This window comes from Novosphingobium sp. BF6 (genome assembly GCF_058273105.1).
Map to the genome: position 1 here is coordinate 1 of NZ_CM177775.1, position 14,096 is coordinate 14,096.

The 14,096-nt window shown below is 65.8% G+C and carries 16 protein-coding genes; 8 read left to right on the forward strand and 8 right to left on the reverse strand.

Going from position 1 to position 14,096, the window contains the following annotated elements; genetic code table 11:
- From dnaA to AC4D6D_RS00020, 4 genes are all read left to right on the forward strand, one after another.
- Positions 1-1,452 carry a chromosomal replication initiator protein DnaA gene (gene dnaA, locus AC4D6D_RS00005; protein WP_465147357.1) on the forward strand — a complete coding sequence of 484 codons (1,452 nt, stop codon included), beginning with the start codon at positions 1-3 and terminating at the stop codon, positions 1,450-1,452.
- 166 nt (positions 1,453-1,618) lie between these two features.
- Entirely contained in the window at positions 1,619-2,503 is an 885-nt protein-coding gene (locus tag AC4D6D_RS00010) for a GGDEF domain-containing protein (RefSeq protein ID WP_491325996.1), read from the forward strand.
- 54 nt (positions 2,504-2,557) lie between these two features.
- A complete protein-coding gene (locus AC4D6D_RS00015; RefSeq protein ID WP_147221618.1) occupies positions 2,558-2,971 on the forward strand; it encodes a DUF983 domain-containing protein in 414 nt (137 codons plus the stop codon).
- Positions 2,968-3,753 (forward strand): HesA/MoeB/ThiF family protein, encoded by a 786-nt coding sequence (locus AC4D6D_RS00020; protein ID WP_491325997.1) that lies wholly within the window; start codon positions 2,968-2,970, stop codon positions 3,751-3,753. The genes AC4D6D_RS00015 and AC4D6D_RS00020 overlap by 4 nt, the downstream gene beginning before the upstream one ends.
- Here AC4D6D_RS00020 and AC4D6D_RS00025 read toward each other — a convergent pair.
- Both AC4D6D_RS00025 and AC4D6D_RS00030 read right to left on the reverse strand, forming a co-directional pair.
- Entirely contained in the window at positions 3,732-4,070 is a 339-nt protein-coding gene (locus AC4D6D_RS00025; RefSeq protein WP_491325998.1) for a GFA family protein, read from the reverse strand. The genes AC4D6D_RS00020 and AC4D6D_RS00025 overlap by 22 nt on opposite strands.
- Complete coding sequence (locus AC4D6D_RS00030; RefSeq protein WP_491325999.1) at positions 4,067-4,786, reverse strand: NAD-dependent deacylase; 720 nt, start codon at positions 4,784-4,786, stop codon at positions 4,067-4,069. The genes AC4D6D_RS00025 and AC4D6D_RS00030 overlap by 4 nt, the downstream gene beginning before the upstream one ends.
- Positions 4,787-4,822: 36 nt before the next feature.
- On the opposite strand from AC4D6D_RS00030, the gene dapB reads away from it, so the two are divergent.
- The 3 genes from dapB to AC4D6D_RS00045 are packed head-to-tail and all read left to right on the forward strand — an operon-like array spanning position 4,823 to position 6,611.
- Positions 4,823-5,551: a 4-hydroxy-tetrahydrodipicolinate reductase gene (dapB, locus tag AC4D6D_RS00035; protein ID WP_491326000.1), complete on the forward strand. Its 729-nt coding sequence runs from the start codon at positions 4,823-4,825 to the stop codon at positions 5,549-5,551.
- Positions 5,548-6,204, forward strand: coding sequence for an endonuclease III (gene nth / locus AC4D6D_RS00040; RefSeq protein ID WP_147221625.1), 657 nt, complete (start codon positions 5,548-5,550; stop codon positions 6,202-6,204). Before dapB ends, nth begins: the two co-directional genes overlap by 4 nt.
- A gap of 14 nt (positions 6,205-6,218) precedes the next feature.
- Positions 6,219-6,611 carry a hypothetical protein gene (locus AC4D6D_RS00045; protein ID WP_491326001.1) on the forward strand — a complete coding sequence of 131 codons (393 nt, stop codon included), beginning with the start codon at positions 6,219-6,221 and terminating at the stop codon, positions 6,609-6,611.
- A gap of 209 nt (positions 6,612-6,820) precedes the next feature.
- Here the strand turns inward: AC4D6D_RS00045 and AC4D6D_RS00050 are convergent, their stop codons facing one another.
- Positions 6,821-8,140, reverse strand: coding sequence for a dicarboxylate/amino acid:cation symporter (locus tag AC4D6D_RS00050; protein ID WP_491326002.1), 1,320 nt, complete (start codon positions 8,138-8,140; stop codon positions 6,821-6,823).
- Between the two features lie 108 nt (positions 8,141-8,248).
- Complete coding sequence (gene dapE, locus AC4D6D_RS00055; protein WP_491326003.1) at positions 8,249-9,391, reverse strand: succinyl-diaminopimelate desuccinylase; 1,143 nt, start codon at positions 9,389-9,391, stop codon at positions 8,249-8,251.
- Between the two features lie 69 nt (positions 9,392-9,460).
- On the opposite strand from dapE, the gene AC4D6D_RS00060 reads away from it, so the two are divergent.
- Positions 9,461-9,922 (forward strand): cupin domain-containing protein, encoded by a 462-nt coding sequence (locus AC4D6D_RS00060; RefSeq protein WP_491326004.1) that lies wholly within the window; start codon positions 9,461-9,463, stop codon positions 9,920-9,922.
- Positions 9,923-9,925: 3 nt separating this feature from the next.
- Here the strand turns inward: AC4D6D_RS00060 and AC4D6D_RS00065 are convergent, their stop codons facing one another.
- The 4 genes from AC4D6D_RS00065 to yihA all read right to left on the reverse strand — a co-directional run bounded on the left by AC4D6D_RS00065 (position 9,926) and on the right by yihA (position 14,095).
- Positions 9,926-10,588, reverse strand: coding sequence for a glutathione S-transferase family protein (locus AC4D6D_RS00065; RefSeq protein WP_147221635.1), 663 nt, complete (start codon positions 10,586-10,588; stop codon positions 9,926-9,928).
- A gap of 277 nt (positions 10,589-10,865) precedes the next feature.
- Complete coding sequence (locus tag AC4D6D_RS00070) at positions 10,866-11,867, reverse strand: inorganic phosphate transporter (protein ID WP_147221637.1); 1,002 nt, start codon at positions 11,865-11,867, stop codon at positions 10,866-10,868.
- Positions 11,868-11,883: 16 nt separating this feature from the next.
- On the reverse strand, positions 11,884-13,020 hold the full coding sequence (locus AC4D6D_RS00075; protein ID WP_147221639.1) for a DUF47 family protein: 1,137 nt from the start codon (positions 13,018-13,020) through the stop codon (positions 11,884-11,886).
- Between the two features lie 424 nt (positions 13,021-13,444).
- Complete coding sequence (yihA, locus tag AC4D6D_RS00080; RefSeq protein ID WP_147221641.1) at positions 13,445-14,095, reverse strand: ribosome biogenesis GTP-binding protein YihA/YsxC; 651 nt, start codon at positions 14,093-14,095, stop codon at positions 13,445-13,447.
- Between the last annotated feature and the right edge of the window lies 1 nt (position 14,096).

The window sequence follows — 14,096 nt, forward strand, 5'->3', positions numbered from 1 at the left end:
ATGGAAGAGGATCAGGAAGCCGTGAATCTGGCGGCAGACTGGGCTGACATCAGCCAGGGCCTGCGCAAGGACCTCGGCCAGCAGGCGCACAGCCAGTGGATCAAGCCCATCCAGCCGGGCAACTATTGCAAGGAAACCGGCACGCTCGACCTCTATCTCCCCACCGAATTCTCGGCGAACTGGGTCGCGGATCGCTTTGCGGACCGGCTTTCGCTGGCCTGGAAGATCGCCCGCCCCGACGTGCGCCACGTCCGCGTGCTGGTCCATCCCGGCCGCCGCCAGCTTCCCGAGCTGCGCCTGGGCGGCGGCAACGGTCGTCCGTCGAGCGCGCCTGCCAACGATTCGGCCCAGGGCTGGCCCAAGGACGGCGGCGCCGATTCGATCGCCGCGGTGCTCCAGGGCGAGGCTTTCGCCGCGCTCGGCCAGGGCCCGGTCGGCATCGACGCCTCGCAGACCTTCACCTCCTTCGTGACCGGCCAGAGCAACGTGCTCGCCTGCAATGCCGCGCAGCGCATGGCCGCCACCGAAACGCCGCAGTTCTCGCCGCTCTACCTCAAGGGCGCGACCGGCCAGGGCAAGACCCACCTGCTCCACGCGATCGGCCATGCCTATCTCGCGAACCATCCGCATGCCCGGATCTTCTACTGCTCGGCCGAGCGCTTCATGGTCGAGTTCGTCCAGGCCCTGCGCCAGAACCAGATGATCGAGTTCAAGGCCCGCCTGCGCGGCTTCGACCTGCTGCTGGTGGACGATATCCAGTTCATCATCGGCAAGGCTTCGGCGCAGGAAGAGCTGCTCTACACGATCGATGCGCTGCTCCAGGAAGGCAAGCGCCTGGTCTTCGCCGCCGACCGCGCGCCCCAGGCGCTCGATGGAGTCGAGCCGCGCCTGCTGTCGCGCCTGTCGATGGGTCTCGTCGCCGATATCCAGCCCGCCGACATCGAACTGCGCCGCTCGATCCTCGAAAACCGCCTCGGCCGCTTCGCTTCGGTGGACGTGCCTGCCGACGTGATCGAGTTCCTCGCCCGCACCATCAACCGCAACGTCCGCGAACTGGTCGGCGGCCTCAACAAGCTGATCGCCTATGCTCAGCTGACCGGCCAGGCAGTGTCGCTCCAGCTTGCGGAAGAGCAGCTGACCGACATCCTCTCGGCCAACCGCCGCCGCATCACCATCGACGAGATCCAGCGCACGGTCTGCCAGTTCTACCGCATCGACCGTACGGAAATGAGCTCGAAGCGCCGCGCCCGCGCCGTCGTGCGCCCGCGCCAGGTGGCCATGTACCTCGCCAAGGTGCTGACGCCGCGCTCCTACCCGGAAATCGGCCGCAAGTTCGGCGGCCGCGATCATTCGACCGTGATTCACGCGGTGCGCCTGATCGAGGAACTGCGCACCCGCGATGCCGACATGGACGGCGACGTGCGCTCGCTGCTGCGCCAGCTGGAATCCTGAAGGCTGCATAGACGTCTTCTGCACCGGCTCCGGCAGGGAACGAGACGACCTCGTCCTTACCGGAGCCGGTTGCCGTGCACGCGCGAAAAGCGCGGCTATCATGCGGGAATGCAAAATTTTAACCATTGCATAAGCGTCACGGTGTAAGTCTTCTGCCGATCCGGACATGTTCGGTCCGGCGGAAGAGGCACCCTTCATGCGCTTCTATCAGGCCACGACATTCCTGTTTCCGCGCCGCTACGAATGGCGCATCCTCTTCGTCTGCTTCGCTGCGGTCCTTGTACCGCCACTCGCCTGCGCCACCTATCAGACCGCGACCGGGCAGTGGCAGCCGGAGTTTCTGCTCGTCCTGCTGGGTGCCACGCTGCTCAGCACCGTGCTCGGCCTTGCCGCGATCCGCGCGCTGCTGCGCCCGATCGAGACCGCCACGCAGATGCTGCGCGCGGCCCAGGCGGGCGAGCGCGTCGGGCCGGTGCCGGTCGGCAACGCGGATCTGGTCGGCCGCCTGCTCCACGGCGTCACCGTGGCGGCGAGCGAATCGGCGGCGCGGATCGAGCGTCTCGTCGAAACCACCGAGCGCGACGAACTGACCGGCCTGCGCAGCCGCCGCGGTTTTCTCGATTCGGCCCGCCGCATTCTCACTGACGACAGCAACGGCGTGCTCGCCATGGTCGATATCGACCGGTTCAAGGCGATCAACGACCGCTTCGGTCCTGCCACCGGAGACGCCCTGCTGCGCGAAGTGGCGCTGCGGCTGGACCACGGGGTGCGCCGCTCCGACCTGGTCGGGCGCTGGGGCGGCGAGGAATTCGCGATCCTGTTCCCCGATACCCTGCTGGAGGAAGCCCGCATGGTAATGGAGCGCCTGCGCGCCAGCATCGCCCTCGACCCCAGCCTCCAGGGCGACGAATGGCCCGTGACGTTCTCCTGCGGTCTTGCGCCGGTGCGCAGTTTTGCCCAGCTGGATCACGCCACCCGGAATGCCGACGGCGCCCTCTATGCCGCGAAAAACGGCGGGCGGAACCGCGTGCAGATTTCGCGAGACGATTAACCGCGCGCACCCGGCGCTTGCCCCTCCCGGCCCCTATGCTGTAGGCCTTGCGCCATGAGCGCTGCCCTACCCGCCGCCTATTCGCAAGCCGCCCTGCGCGGCATCCGCTGCCGCTGCCCGCGCTGCGGCGAAGGGCGGCTGTTTCGCAAATGGCTTAAACCGCTCGGCCGCTGCCCGGTCTGCACGCTGGACCTCACGCCGCAGCGCGCCGACGATTTTCCCGCCTATATCGCCATGATCGTCACCGGCCATCTGATGGCCCCGCTGATCATCGCCCTGTCCAAGGATTTCCACCTCGGCCCGGCGGCGATGTTCGCGATCCTGATCCCGCTGGCGGTGGCGATGATGATCGGCATGCTCCAGCCCGCCAAGGGCGCGGTGATCGCCACCCAGTGGTGGTTCGGCATGCACGGCTTCCGCAAGGAACGGCCCGAGACTGCCGAGGCAGAAAAAACCGAAAGCCGATGACTCTTTCTCCCGAACGCCTCCAGCGCTTCGCGCGCCATATCGTGCTGCCCGAAGTGGGCGGCGTCGGCCAGGTGGCGCTGGCGGATGCCCATGTGGTGCTTGTCGGCTGCGGCGGGATCGGCAGTCCTGCCCTTCAATATCTCGCCGCAGCCGGCATAGGACGGCTGACGCTGATCGACGACGACACGGTGGACGTCAGCAATCTGCAACGCCAGACGATTTATTCGCCGTCGGATATCGGCAAGCCCAAGGCGGAAGCGGCGGCCGAATGGGTGCAGCGCTTTGATCTTGGCCTTGAGGTCCTGCCGACCGTTGCGCGTCTCGGGGGTGACAACGCGGCGAAGATTCTCTCCGGCGCCAGCGTGGTACTGGACGGGTGTGACAACTTCGCGACTCGGCTGCTGGTGTCAGATTCCTGTGTGAAACTCGGTATTCCTCTCACGAGCGCGGCAGTTGGTCGCTTTCAGGGTCAGGTCGCGAATTTTGCCGGGCACTTGCCGAATCACGCCTGCTATCGCTGCTTCGTCGGCGACGCCTTCGATGCGCAGGACTGCGATACGTGCGCCGCGGATGGCGTGCTCGGTGCGATGGTCGGCATGGTCGGCACTTTCGCGGCGATGCATGCGATGCGCGTGCTGCTGGCAGGCAAGTCGGCGCTGGGCGAGCCGCAATACGGCACGCTCCACCTGATAGACGGCATGGCGCCTTCGATGCGACCGCTCAGGATCGCCAAGGACCCCGGCTGCTCGGCCTGCGCCGTTCAGGCGGCTCTGCCGTCGTAAGTGTAGACCGATAGCCCGGCGAGCAGTTCGTGGGCGAAGAGGCGCATGTTCACGCCCATCCGGTCCTTTGCCGGATCGACCGGACTCCAGTGCGTGGTGCAGCCGCACTGCGGGCAGTGCCAGAAGGTCAGCACTCTGTCCCCGGTCTGATAGCCGACGAGTTCACCCGCGACCCGCAGCTTCGTGGGACTGTGATAGGACCACAGCGTCCCCAACCGGTGGCAGACCGAGCAGTTGCAGTCGCAGACCTCATGCGGCTGATCCGCCAGTTCCAGCGTAACCGCGCCGCAATGGCAGCTTCCCCGATGGACTGTCATGCGCCGAGCACTTCGTCCACCCAGGCCGTGACCAGTTCGGTCGCCGGGCCATGGCGTGCCTCGTCGAACCAGAAGGTGCCCTGCGAGGGTTCGAGGTTCAGTTCCAGCGTCTCCGCCCCGAACTCGCGGGCGTTGCGGACGAACCCGGCGGCGGGATAGACCGCGCCCGAAGTGCCGATCGAGACGAACAGGTCTGCCTGTTCCAGCGCCTCGAAGATTTCATCCATGCGGTAGGGCATTTCCCCGAACCAGACGATATCGGGCCGCAGCGCCGCCGCTCCGCATTCGGGGCAGGCCGGGCGGTCGATCAGCGGCCCGGTCCAGCGCGAACGCTCGTCGCAGGCCGTGCACCACGCGTTGAGGTGCTCGCCGTGCATATGGAGCACGCGCGATTTTTTCAGGCCAATTTGGGCCCCTGCCCGCTCGTGCAGATCATCCACGTTCTGGGTGACGATCAGCAGTTCGCCCGGCCACGCGCGGTCCAGCCTGGCCAGTGCGTGGTGGGCGGCGTTCGGCGCCTTGGTCTGGATCGACTCGCGCCGCATGTCGTAGAAGCGCAGCACCAGGTCGGGATCGCGGGCGAAAGCCTCGGGCGTCGCCACGTCCTCGACGCGGTGCTGCTCCCACAGCCCTCCCCCGTCGCGAAAGGTATCGATGCCGCTTTCGGCACTTACGCCCGCGCCGGTGAGGATGACGATGTTGCGGATGTCCTTCATCCCGGCCATGAGACCAGCCTTCAACGGAGACGGCAAGTGGCACGAATCGGAATTATCGGCAGCGCGGGACGCATGGGGCAGGCCATTGCAGAGGCCATCACGGCGGCAGGCGAAGAACTGTCCGGCGGTATCGGCCGCGACGGCGATCTCGGCGCTCTGGCCGCGCATTCCGACGTGCTGATCGATTTCTCCAGTCCCACGGCGCTCGAAGCCAACCTCGATGCCGCTGTCGATGCGGGCATTCCCATCCTTGTCGGCACCACCGGCCTTGAGGAACGCCATCACTGGCTGATCGATTCGGCCGCGCAGCACATTCCCGTGCTCCAGACCGGCAACACCTCGCTGGGCGTCACCCTGCTTGCCCACCTCGTGCGCGAAGCCGCCAGCAAGCTGGGCGAGGACTGGGACATCGAGATCGTCGAGACCCACCACCGCATGAAAGTGGATGCTCCCTCCGGCACCGCTCTCCTGCTGGGCGAAGCCGCCGCCAAGGGCTGCGAGGTCAGCCTGAACGAAACCGCCGTGCGCGGCCGCGACGGCATCACCGGCAAGCGCGAGGCAGGCACCATCGGTTTCGCCGCCCTGCGCGGCGGCACCGTGGCGGGCGACCACACCGTACATTTCCTGGGTGACAACGAGCGCCTCTCGTTCTCCCACCTCGCCGAAAACCGCACGATCTTCGCCAAGGGCGCGGTCAAGGCGGCGCAGTGGCTGAAGCACAAGCACGCCGGTCGCTATACGATGCCCGAGGTCCTGGACCTTTGAACAAGGCCGAGATCTTCGAATTCTTCCGCCGTCTCGCCGAGCTTAACCCCTCGCCCGAGACGGAACTGGAATTCGGCAACAACTACCAGCTGCTCGTCGCCGTGGTGCTCTCCGCGCAGTCGACCGACGTCGGCGTCAACAAGGCCACGCGGGCGCTGTTCCGCGAGGTGAAGACGCCCGCGCAGATGGTCGCCCTCGGCGAAGAGGGCCTCAAGGAGCACATCAAGACGATCGGCCTGTTCAATTCCAAGGCGAAGAATGTCATCGCGCTCTCCGAAATCCTCGTTGCGCGCTACGACGGCGAAGTCCCGGAAGACCGCGACGCGCTGGTCGAACTGCCCGGCGTCGGCCGCAAGACCGCCAACGTGGTGATGAACTGCGCCTTCGGGGCGGAGACCTTCGCGGTGGACACCCATATCTTCCGCGTCGGCAACCGCACCGGCATCGCCAAGGGCAAGACCCCGCTGGCCGTCGAGAAGCAGCTGGAAAAGCGCGTGCCGCAGCCGTTCCGGGTGGGATCGCATCACTGGATGATCCTGCACGGCCGCTACATCTGCAAGGCCCGCACGCCCGAATGCTGGCGCTGCCCGGTTGTTGACTTGTGCGACTACAAGGACAAGGTTCTGGAGAAGGGCGCGAAGAAAGCCGCCTGATCTGGAGTTCGCCCATGGCCGACCGTCGTTTCGCTCTGCTGCTCTCGTCGCTCGCGCTGGCCGCCTGCTCCGATCACGAACCCTCCCCGCCGCCTCCGGCCAGCCCCGCCGCCGAAGCCACGGGCTCCGCGCAGGACTGCCTGCCGCTCACCCAGTTCTCCAGCACCCGCATCCGCGACGACTGGACTATCGATTTCATCGGCGGCGCGGGCAACCGGGTCTGGCGGGTGACGCTGCCGAACCGCTGTTCGGGGCTGAAATCGGCGGACAGCTTTACGTACGCGACTTCGCTGTCGCAGCTTTGCCAGCAGGATATCATCTATCCGCTCAATCGCGTGGGTGGCGGCTTCCAGCGGGGCGGTGGGTGCGGTCTGGCGCCGTTTACGCCTGTGAAGCTTAATCAGTAAGAAGGGAAGTCCTGGGGCCCTTCGACAAGCTCAGGAGGTCCCCCAGACCCTCGGAATTGGCAGCGCCGCGCACTACCGATCTGTCGTGCGCTCCTTGCGGCGCAGCCATTAAGTCTCCCGACACCACCATGAGCGCGCAACGGCTAGGTGGCACCCGACCTCGACAGTATTGGGGGTGCAGGGGGGCTATGCTCCCCTGCTTATTCCCTTCAACTTTCGTACTGTTCCGGATCGATATTCAATCCCCGGCGACCCTCGGACGATGAATGCGCCGGCGCCTTTGGCATTTCCTCATCCGGATCGACCAGCGGCTGGAGCATGCCTTCGCTGCGGGTGATGACCGCTGTCGCCACCGCATTGCCCACCACGTTCGTCGCCGAGCGGCCCATGTCGAGGAAGGTATCGATGCCGAGCAGCAGCGCGATGCCTTCGACCGGCAGGCCGAACTGCGTCAGCGTCGCGGCGATCACCACGAGGCTGGCGCGCGGCACCCCGGCGATGCCCTTGGAACTGACCATCAAGGTCAGCAGCATCAGGATCTGCGTGCCGATGGGGACGTGGATGCCATAGGCCTGCGCGATGAAGATCGACGCAAAGCTCATGTAGATCATCGAGCCGTCGAGGTTGAAGCTGTAGCCCAGCGGCAGGATGAAGCCCGAGATGCGGCGCGGCACGCCGAAGCGGTCGAGCTGTTCGAACAGCTTGGGCAGGCTCGCTTCCGACGAGGCGGTCGAGAACGAGAGCAGCAGCGGCTCGCGGATGTAGCGGAACAGGGTGACGATCCGCCCGCGCAGGAATGCGCCGCCGATCAGGAACAGCAGCACCCAGAGCAGCAGCATCGCGAAGTAGAACTCGCTGACGAGCACGCCGTATGTGACGATGATGCCGAGGCCCTGCTTGGCGATCACGCTGGCAAGCGCGCCGAACACCGCAAAGGGTGCGAAGCGCATCACGTAGTCCGTGACTTGCAGCATGAGTTCGGACAGCGCCTCGCTCACCTTGACGATGATCGCGCCCTTTTCGCCAATGGCGGTGAGGCCGACGCCGACGAAGACCGAGAAGACGAGGATCTGCAGGATGTTGTTTTGCGCCATCGCATCGACGGCGCTGCTCGGGAAGATTTCGAGGATGAAGTGACGCAGGGTCAGTTCCCCCGTCTCCAGCTTGCCGAGTTCCGGGCCGCTGGTGAGGCCCGCCCCGACTCCCGGCTTGAACAGGTTGACCAGCACGAGGCCGAGGCCCAGCGAGATCAGGCTGGCGGTGATGAACCAGCCAAGCGCCTTGCCGCCGATGCGGCCCAGCGCGGCGCTGTCGCCCATGCCGGAGATGCCGGTGACGATCGTCGCGAAGACCAGCGGCGCGATGATCATCTTGATCAGCTTCAGGAAGACGTCGGGCAGCAGCCTGAAATAGTCGGCCCACTGCACAAGGCGCGGATCGTCCGCCGGGATGGTCGCATGCAGCAGCCAGCCCACGGCGATGCCCAGCACCATGCCGATCAGGATATAGAGCGTCAGGCGCCTGCCCATTCTCACCTCGCAATAAAATTGCCGGGGAGACTAACAGCGTGACCGGTCCGGTCAACGTCGTCCGCCGGACTTACGTTCATGGTTTTGATTTGCAGATCCGCAGACGGATCAGGCTTGCGCGAGCGCGGCCTCGGTGACGCGGCGATAGATGCGCACGAGCATATCGAGATCGGGGATCGCCACGGCCTCGTCGCGCTTGTGCATCGTCGCGTTGGAGAGACCGAATTCGATCACCGGCGACAGGTCCTTCAGGAAACGCGCGTCGGAAGTACCGCCGCTGGTGGAAAGCTCCGGCTCGACGCCGGTTTCCGCGCGGATCGCGTCGGCCACGATCGCCGAGAAGGCACCCGGCTCGGTGAGGAAGGCCTCGCCGGAGATCACCGGACGCGCGGTGCCGCCGTGGCGCTCGGCAATCTCGGTGACGCGGCGCGATAGGCTCTCGCCGGTGTGCAGGTCATTGAAGCGGATCGAGATGCGGGCCGAGGCCTTGGCCGGGATCACGTTCGTCGCGGAATTGCCGACGGTGAGGTCGGTCACTTCGAGATTGCTGGCCTGGAACCAGTCGGTGCCCTCGTCGAGCACGATCGCGTCGAGTTCGGCGAGCATGGCGACCAAGCGGGGAATCGGATTGTCGGCCAGATGCGGGTAGGCGACGTGGCCCTGCACGCCTTCGACTTCCAGCCAGATATTGACCGAGCCGCGGCGGCCGATCTTCATCATGTCGCCGAGGCGGTGCACCGAAGTCGGTTCGCCGACGAGGCAGAGGTCGGGGATTTCGTCCACTTCGCGCATGTGGTCGATCAGCGCGAGCGTGCCGAAGCGGGCCGGGCCTTCCTCGTCGCCGGTGATGATGAAGCTGATCGTGCCCGCGTCGGCGGGGATCTGCGCGGCGGCGGCGACCATGCAGGCGATCGAGCCCTTCATGTCGACCGCGCCGCGACCGTAGAGCAGTTCGCCGCGCACTTCCGGCGCGAAGGGCGCGCTGGTCCAGCCCTCGCCCGGCGGCACCACGTCGAGGTGGCCGGCAAAGGCGAAGTGGCGCGAACCTGCCGGCCCCTTGCGGATCGCGAAGAGGTTCTCGACCGGGCCGTCCGGCGCCCCGCCCGCGAGGAAGCGGTGGACCGCGAAGCCGAGCGGCGCGAGCTGGCCTTCCAGACAGTCGAACACCGCGCCGGTGGCGGGCGTGACGCTGGGGCAGGCGAGCAGGGCTTCGGCGAGCACGAGTACGGGCGCGAGTACGGGCTGGGTCATGTCGCGGGCCATTGCACAGGTCCGCGCCCAAGACCATAGGCGAGAGACAGGCTTTCAAGGAAGCGAACCATGCCCAGACTGGATATCGAGGCGATCCCGCAGTCCAACCGCACCGGCTATCCCGAACCGTTCGACGCCGCCGTCGAAGGGCGCTGGTGGCGGCGCCTCGCCCCGGCCGGAGGGTTGACGGAAATGACCGCCAGCCACGTCGTGCTGAAGCCGGGAGCATGGTCCAGCCAGCGCCACTGGCACCGGGGCGAGGACGAACTGCTGGTGATGCTCTCCGGCGAGGCCGTGCTGATCGAGGACGGTGGACGCACCGTGATCCGCCCCGGCGACATCTGCGCCTGGCCGAAGGGCGCCGAGAACGGCCACCACCTCGTGAACGAGACCGAGAGCGACTGCGTGTTCATCGCCATCGCCGCCGGAGCGGACACCGGCGGCTTCTATCCCGACATCGACATGCTCTGGAACGAGGAGGGCTACCTCCACAAGGACGGCACGCCCTATGCCGCCAAACGGCCGGGATGAGGTCTACCTGACCGGGTGCTCGTACTGCTCGATCACCCAATCCTCGGCCTCGGCGGCGTTGATCCACTGCTGCATCCACTCGTGCTCCCACACGGCCTGCATATAGACCTGCGCGAAGCCGGGGACACCGATGCCGTAGGTGAGGAACCGGCTGACGACCGGGGCATAGATCACGTCCGCCGCGCCGAAAGTGCCGAACAGAAACGGCCCGCCTTTGCCGAAACGGGCGCGGGCCTCGGCCCAGAGCGTGAGAATGCGCACGATGTCCGCACGCACGTCCTCGCCCAGCGGAACGCCCTCCACGCGGCTGCGGATGTTCATCGGGCAGGCCCGGCGCAGCGGCATGTAGCTGGAGTGCATCTCGGCCACCATCGAACGGGCCATCGCCCGTGCGGCGTCGTCCTTGGGCCAGAACCGATCGCGCCCGACCTTGTCGGCGAGATAGTCGATGATCGCGAGACTGTCCCACACCACCGCCTCGCCGTCCCACAGGATCGGCACTTTACCATGGCTGGGCGCGAGATCGTCGGAACTGCGTGCGGCTTCCCAGTCGTCGCCGAACAGCGGGACGGTGATCTCCTCGAAGGCCAGACCCGACTGCTTGCAGGCCAGCCAGCCCCGCAGCGACCAGCTGGAATAGTTCTTGTTGCCGATGATAAGCTTCACTGCGCAGTTCCCCGTAGGCCGTGGGTTTGGCCTATCGGTTCAGGCTGGCAAAGTCGAGGATGAACGGCGTTGAAGAAGGGGAAGGATGAAAGCAGGGGGTCAACACCCCCTGCACCCCCAATACCGTCGAGGTCAGGTGCCATCTATCCGTTGCGCGCTCATGGTGGCGTCGGGAGACTTATTGGCTGCGCCGCAGGGAGCACACTTCCGATCGGTGGCGCGCAAGGTCGACATTCCGAGGATCTGGGGGATCATCCCCCAGGACTTCCTCTTTCCCTTAGAAAAGCCGCGTAAGATAAAAGAACAGCGCCCCAACGATAGCGCTCGCCGGAATCGTCACGAACCACGCGACGATAACCCGGCTCGCCACCGACCAGCGCACCGCACTGGCCCGGCGCGCCGCACCCGTACCGACGACGGCGCCGGTGATGGCGTGGGTGGTCGAGACCGGAATGCCCATGGCGCTCGCACCGAAGACCACGATCGATCCTGCGGTGGAGGCGCAGAAGCCCGAGTGGTGGTTCAGCTTGGTGAGCTTGGACCCCATGGTCTTGATGATCTTCCACCCGCCCGAGAGCGTGCCGATGGAGATCGCCGTGTAGCAGGCGAGCACGACCCATTCGGGCACGTGGAAGCCGCCCTGGAGGTGGCCCGTCGAGTAGAGCAGCACGGCGATGATGCCCATGGTCTTCTGCGCGTCGTTGCCGCCGTGGCTGATCGAGTAGGCCGCCGAGGAGAACAGGTGCAGCGTCTTGAAGATGCCGTTGGAAGCGCGCGGGGTGGTGCCCTTGAACAGCCAGGACGTGAGCAGCATCATGGCCATGGCGATGATGAAGCCGAGCACCGGCGAGGCGACGATGGCGATCACCGTCTTCATGGTGCCTTCCGATTCGACCACGCCCGGCCCGGCGGCGGCAATACCCGCGCCGAGGAGGCCGCCGATCAAGGCATGGCTGGAGGACGAGGGGATGCCCTTGATCCAGGTCAGCACGTTCCAGAACATCGCGCCGACGAGGGCGCCGAACACCACGGCAGGCGTCACCGCGTCCTTGTCGATGATGCCCTTGCCCACCGTCTCGGCGACGTGGAGGCCCATGATCCAGTAGGCGGCGAAGTTGCCGAAGGCTGCGAAGAGCACCGCGACGACCGGCGACAGCAGGCGCGTGGCGACGACCGTGGCGATGGCGTTGGCGGCATCGTGAAGGCCGTTCAGGAAGTCGAAGGCGAGCGCCAGCGCGACGAGGCCGAACAGCAGCGGCAGGGCAAGGGTATGCTCCATGTCGAGTGTCCGCCCGTCAGGCGTGATCGATCACGAGACCGTCGATCTCGTTGGCGACGTCCTCGAAGCGGTCGACGACGCGTTCGAGGCGCTTGAACATTTCCTGGCGCACGATGAAGTGCAGCGCATCCTTGCCCGTGTCCTGCTTGAACACGCGCTTCAGGCCGCGGGCGTGAATCTCGTCGGCATGGCCTTCCATGCGCACGAGGCGCTCGGTGAGTTCGTGCAGACGGTGGCCGTTGTCGGCGATCTTGCGCAGCAGCGGCATGATCTCTGCGGTGAGGCGCGCGGCGTCGACGATGATCGCCGCCATGTCGATCATTTCCGGCTCGAACTCGGCAACCTCGTAGAGGTTCACGGCGGAGGCCACCTGCTGCATCTCGTCGATGGCATCGTCCATCGTGGTGATGAGGCTGGTGATCGACGAGCGGTCGAACGGCGTCAGGAAAGTGCGGCGAACGGTCTGGAGCACTTCGCGGGTGATATTGTCCGCATCGTGTTCGCGTTCCTCGATCTCGCGGATGTGCTGGCCGCGGCCGGGACCGCCCTGCGCCAGACGCGCGAGCGCGTCGGCACCGGCAACCAGCGTGGCAGCCTGCTGCTCGAACAGATCGAAGAAATTGCCCTGCTGCGGAAGCAGCTTCTGGAACCAGGCAAACATTGTATTGATCCCTGTCTTGTCGGCCATGCGGTCAGCCATCGCGCCGATCAGGCGCGCGGGGCTGGCCGCAGCGCGGAACTCGCGCGCACCGAAGGATCGGATCAGCGCGCGAAGATCCTCTTCGTCGACCGCCTTAGCGGCGTCGGCGAGAGAGAACCAGCGGCGTTCGCGCTGATGCTGTTCGTCCCACGAGTCAAGCTCTTCGGTGACGGCGAAGGGGAATACATCCACATCCGCCCATACCGAAGCGCCCGAAGCGCGCTGCTTGCGGTAGCGATAGGACCCCAGCGGGATCGGGCATGCCGCGCCGAGCACACCCGCTTCCTCCTCCGCTTCGGCGGCGGCGGCGGCGTGGGGCAGATAGCCCTTCATCAGCCCGCCCTTGGGAATGACCCAGCGCCGCGTGCTGCGCGACGTGATCAGCAGGATCTGAATCGGCGCATCCACGGCAGGGCCGATAGTGCGATAGGGAAGAACGGCGATCTGGCGCATGGCGAGACTCCTTTCTTCTCATTGGCGCGACCGAGCGCCTCTAGGGGAACTGCGCTCGTCACGCAATCGTCACATTTGCAGTTTTCCGGATGTTCCGGGGGTCAAGCGGGCGGCGAAAGCATGATTGCGCATCAAACCGCGAATATCAAAGGGGAAAACGATCATTCCGGAGGCATTCGGTGGCGTCCGGTTGTTCGCAGCCCCATCCGTTCGCACCGCATCCCTTAGCCCAATACCCTTTCGTCGCCCCCGCGAAGGCGGGGGTCCCGCTTTCTTGTTGATTCACGCAAAAACGCGGAGATGCAGAGAGGTCGGCGCCGGTCCGTACCCTCTCTGCATTTCCGCGTTTTTGCGTGCTCGAAAAGAACAAGCGGGGTCCCCGCCTTCACGGGGACGACGGCGGGCTTTTAGTAAATGGAGCGGCTCAGATCAGCGAATCGCCCAGAACCGCAGCGCGCAGTTCGGCAATGCCGAGACCTTTTTCCGAGGACGTGATGTGCACTTCCGGGAAAGCGGCGGGATGCTTGCGGGCTTCGGCGATCGTTTCGGCGTGAACCTTTTCGAGTTCGCTCGCCTTGATCTTGTCGGCCTTGGTCAGGACGATGCGATAGCCGACGGCGGATTCGTCGAGCATCTTCATCATCTCGGCATCGACATCCTTCACGCCGTGGCGCGAATCGACCAGCAGCAGCGTGCGCTTGAGCACGACGCGGCCGCGCAGATAGTCGCGCACCAGGCGGCGCCAGGTCTCGACGACCTTGGGCGGTGCCTTGGCGAAGCCGTAGCCCGGCATGTCGACGAGGCGGAACTGCATCGGCTCGCCCACCTCGAAGAAGTTCAGTTCCTGCGTGCGGCCCGGCGTCACCGAAGTGCGCGCGATCGCCTTGCGGCCGGTCAGCGCGTTCAGCAGCGACGACTTGCCGACGTTCGAGCGACCGCAGAAGGCGATCTCCGGCGCGTCGGGATCGGGCAGGAACTTGAGCGCGGGCGCGCTCTTCAGGAACGTCACTGGTCCTGAAAAGAGCTTGCGCGCCTGCTCGGCTAATTCCGCCTGTGCGGCCTGTTCTTCGGTCATG

Coding starts and splice junctions, on each gene's coding strand:
- dnaA (WP_465147357.1), top strand. CDS start 1: ATGGAAGAGGATCAGGAAGCCGTGAATCTGGCGGCAGACTGGGCTGAC.
- AC4D6D_RS00010 (WP_491325996.1), top strand. CDS start 1,619: ATGTTCGGTCCGGCGGAAGAGGCACCCTTCATGCGCTTCTATCAGGCC.
- AC4D6D_RS00015 (WP_147221618.1), top strand. CDS start 2,558: ATGAGCGCTGCCCTACCCGCCGCCTATTCGCAAGCCGCCCTGCGCGGC.
- AC4D6D_RS00020 (WP_491325997.1), top strand. CDS start 2,968: ATGACTCTTTCTCCCGAACGCCTCCAGCGCTTCGCGCGCCATATCGTG.
- AC4D6D_RS00025 (WP_491325998.1), bottom strand. CDS start 4,070: ATGACAGTCCATCGGGGAAGCTGCCATTGCGGCGCGGTTACGCTGGAA.
- AC4D6D_RS00030 (WP_491325999.1), bottom strand. CDS start 4,786: ATGAAGGACATCCGCAACATCGTCATCCTCACCGGCGCGGGCGTAAGT.
- AC4D6D_RS00045 (WP_491326001.1), top strand. CDS start 6,219: ATGGCCGACCGTCGTTTCGCTCTGCTGCTCTCGTCGCTCGCGCTGGCC.
- AC4D6D_RS00050 (WP_491326002.1), bottom strand. CDS start 8,140: ATGGGCAGGCGCCTGACGCTCTATATCCTGATCGGCATGGTGCTGGGC.
- dapE (WP_491326003.1), bottom strand. CDS start 9,391: ATGACCCAGCCCGTACTCGCGCCCGTACTCGTGCTCGCCGAAGCCCTG.
- AC4D6D_RS00060 (WP_491326004.1), top strand. CDS start 9,461: ATGCCCAGACTGGATATCGAGGCGATCCCGCAGTCCAACCGCACCGGC.
- AC4D6D_RS00070 (WP_147221637.1), bottom strand. CDS start 11,867: ATGGAGCATACCCTTGCCCTGCCGCTGCTGTTCGGCCTCGTCGCGCTG.
- AC4D6D_RS00075 (WP_147221639.1), bottom strand. CDS start 13,020: ATGCGCCAGATCGCCGTTCTTCCCTATCGCACTATCGGCCCTGCCGTG.
- yihA (WP_147221641.1), bottom strand. CDS start 14,095: ATGACCGAAGAACAGGCCGCACAGGCGGAATTAGCCGAGCAGGCGCGC.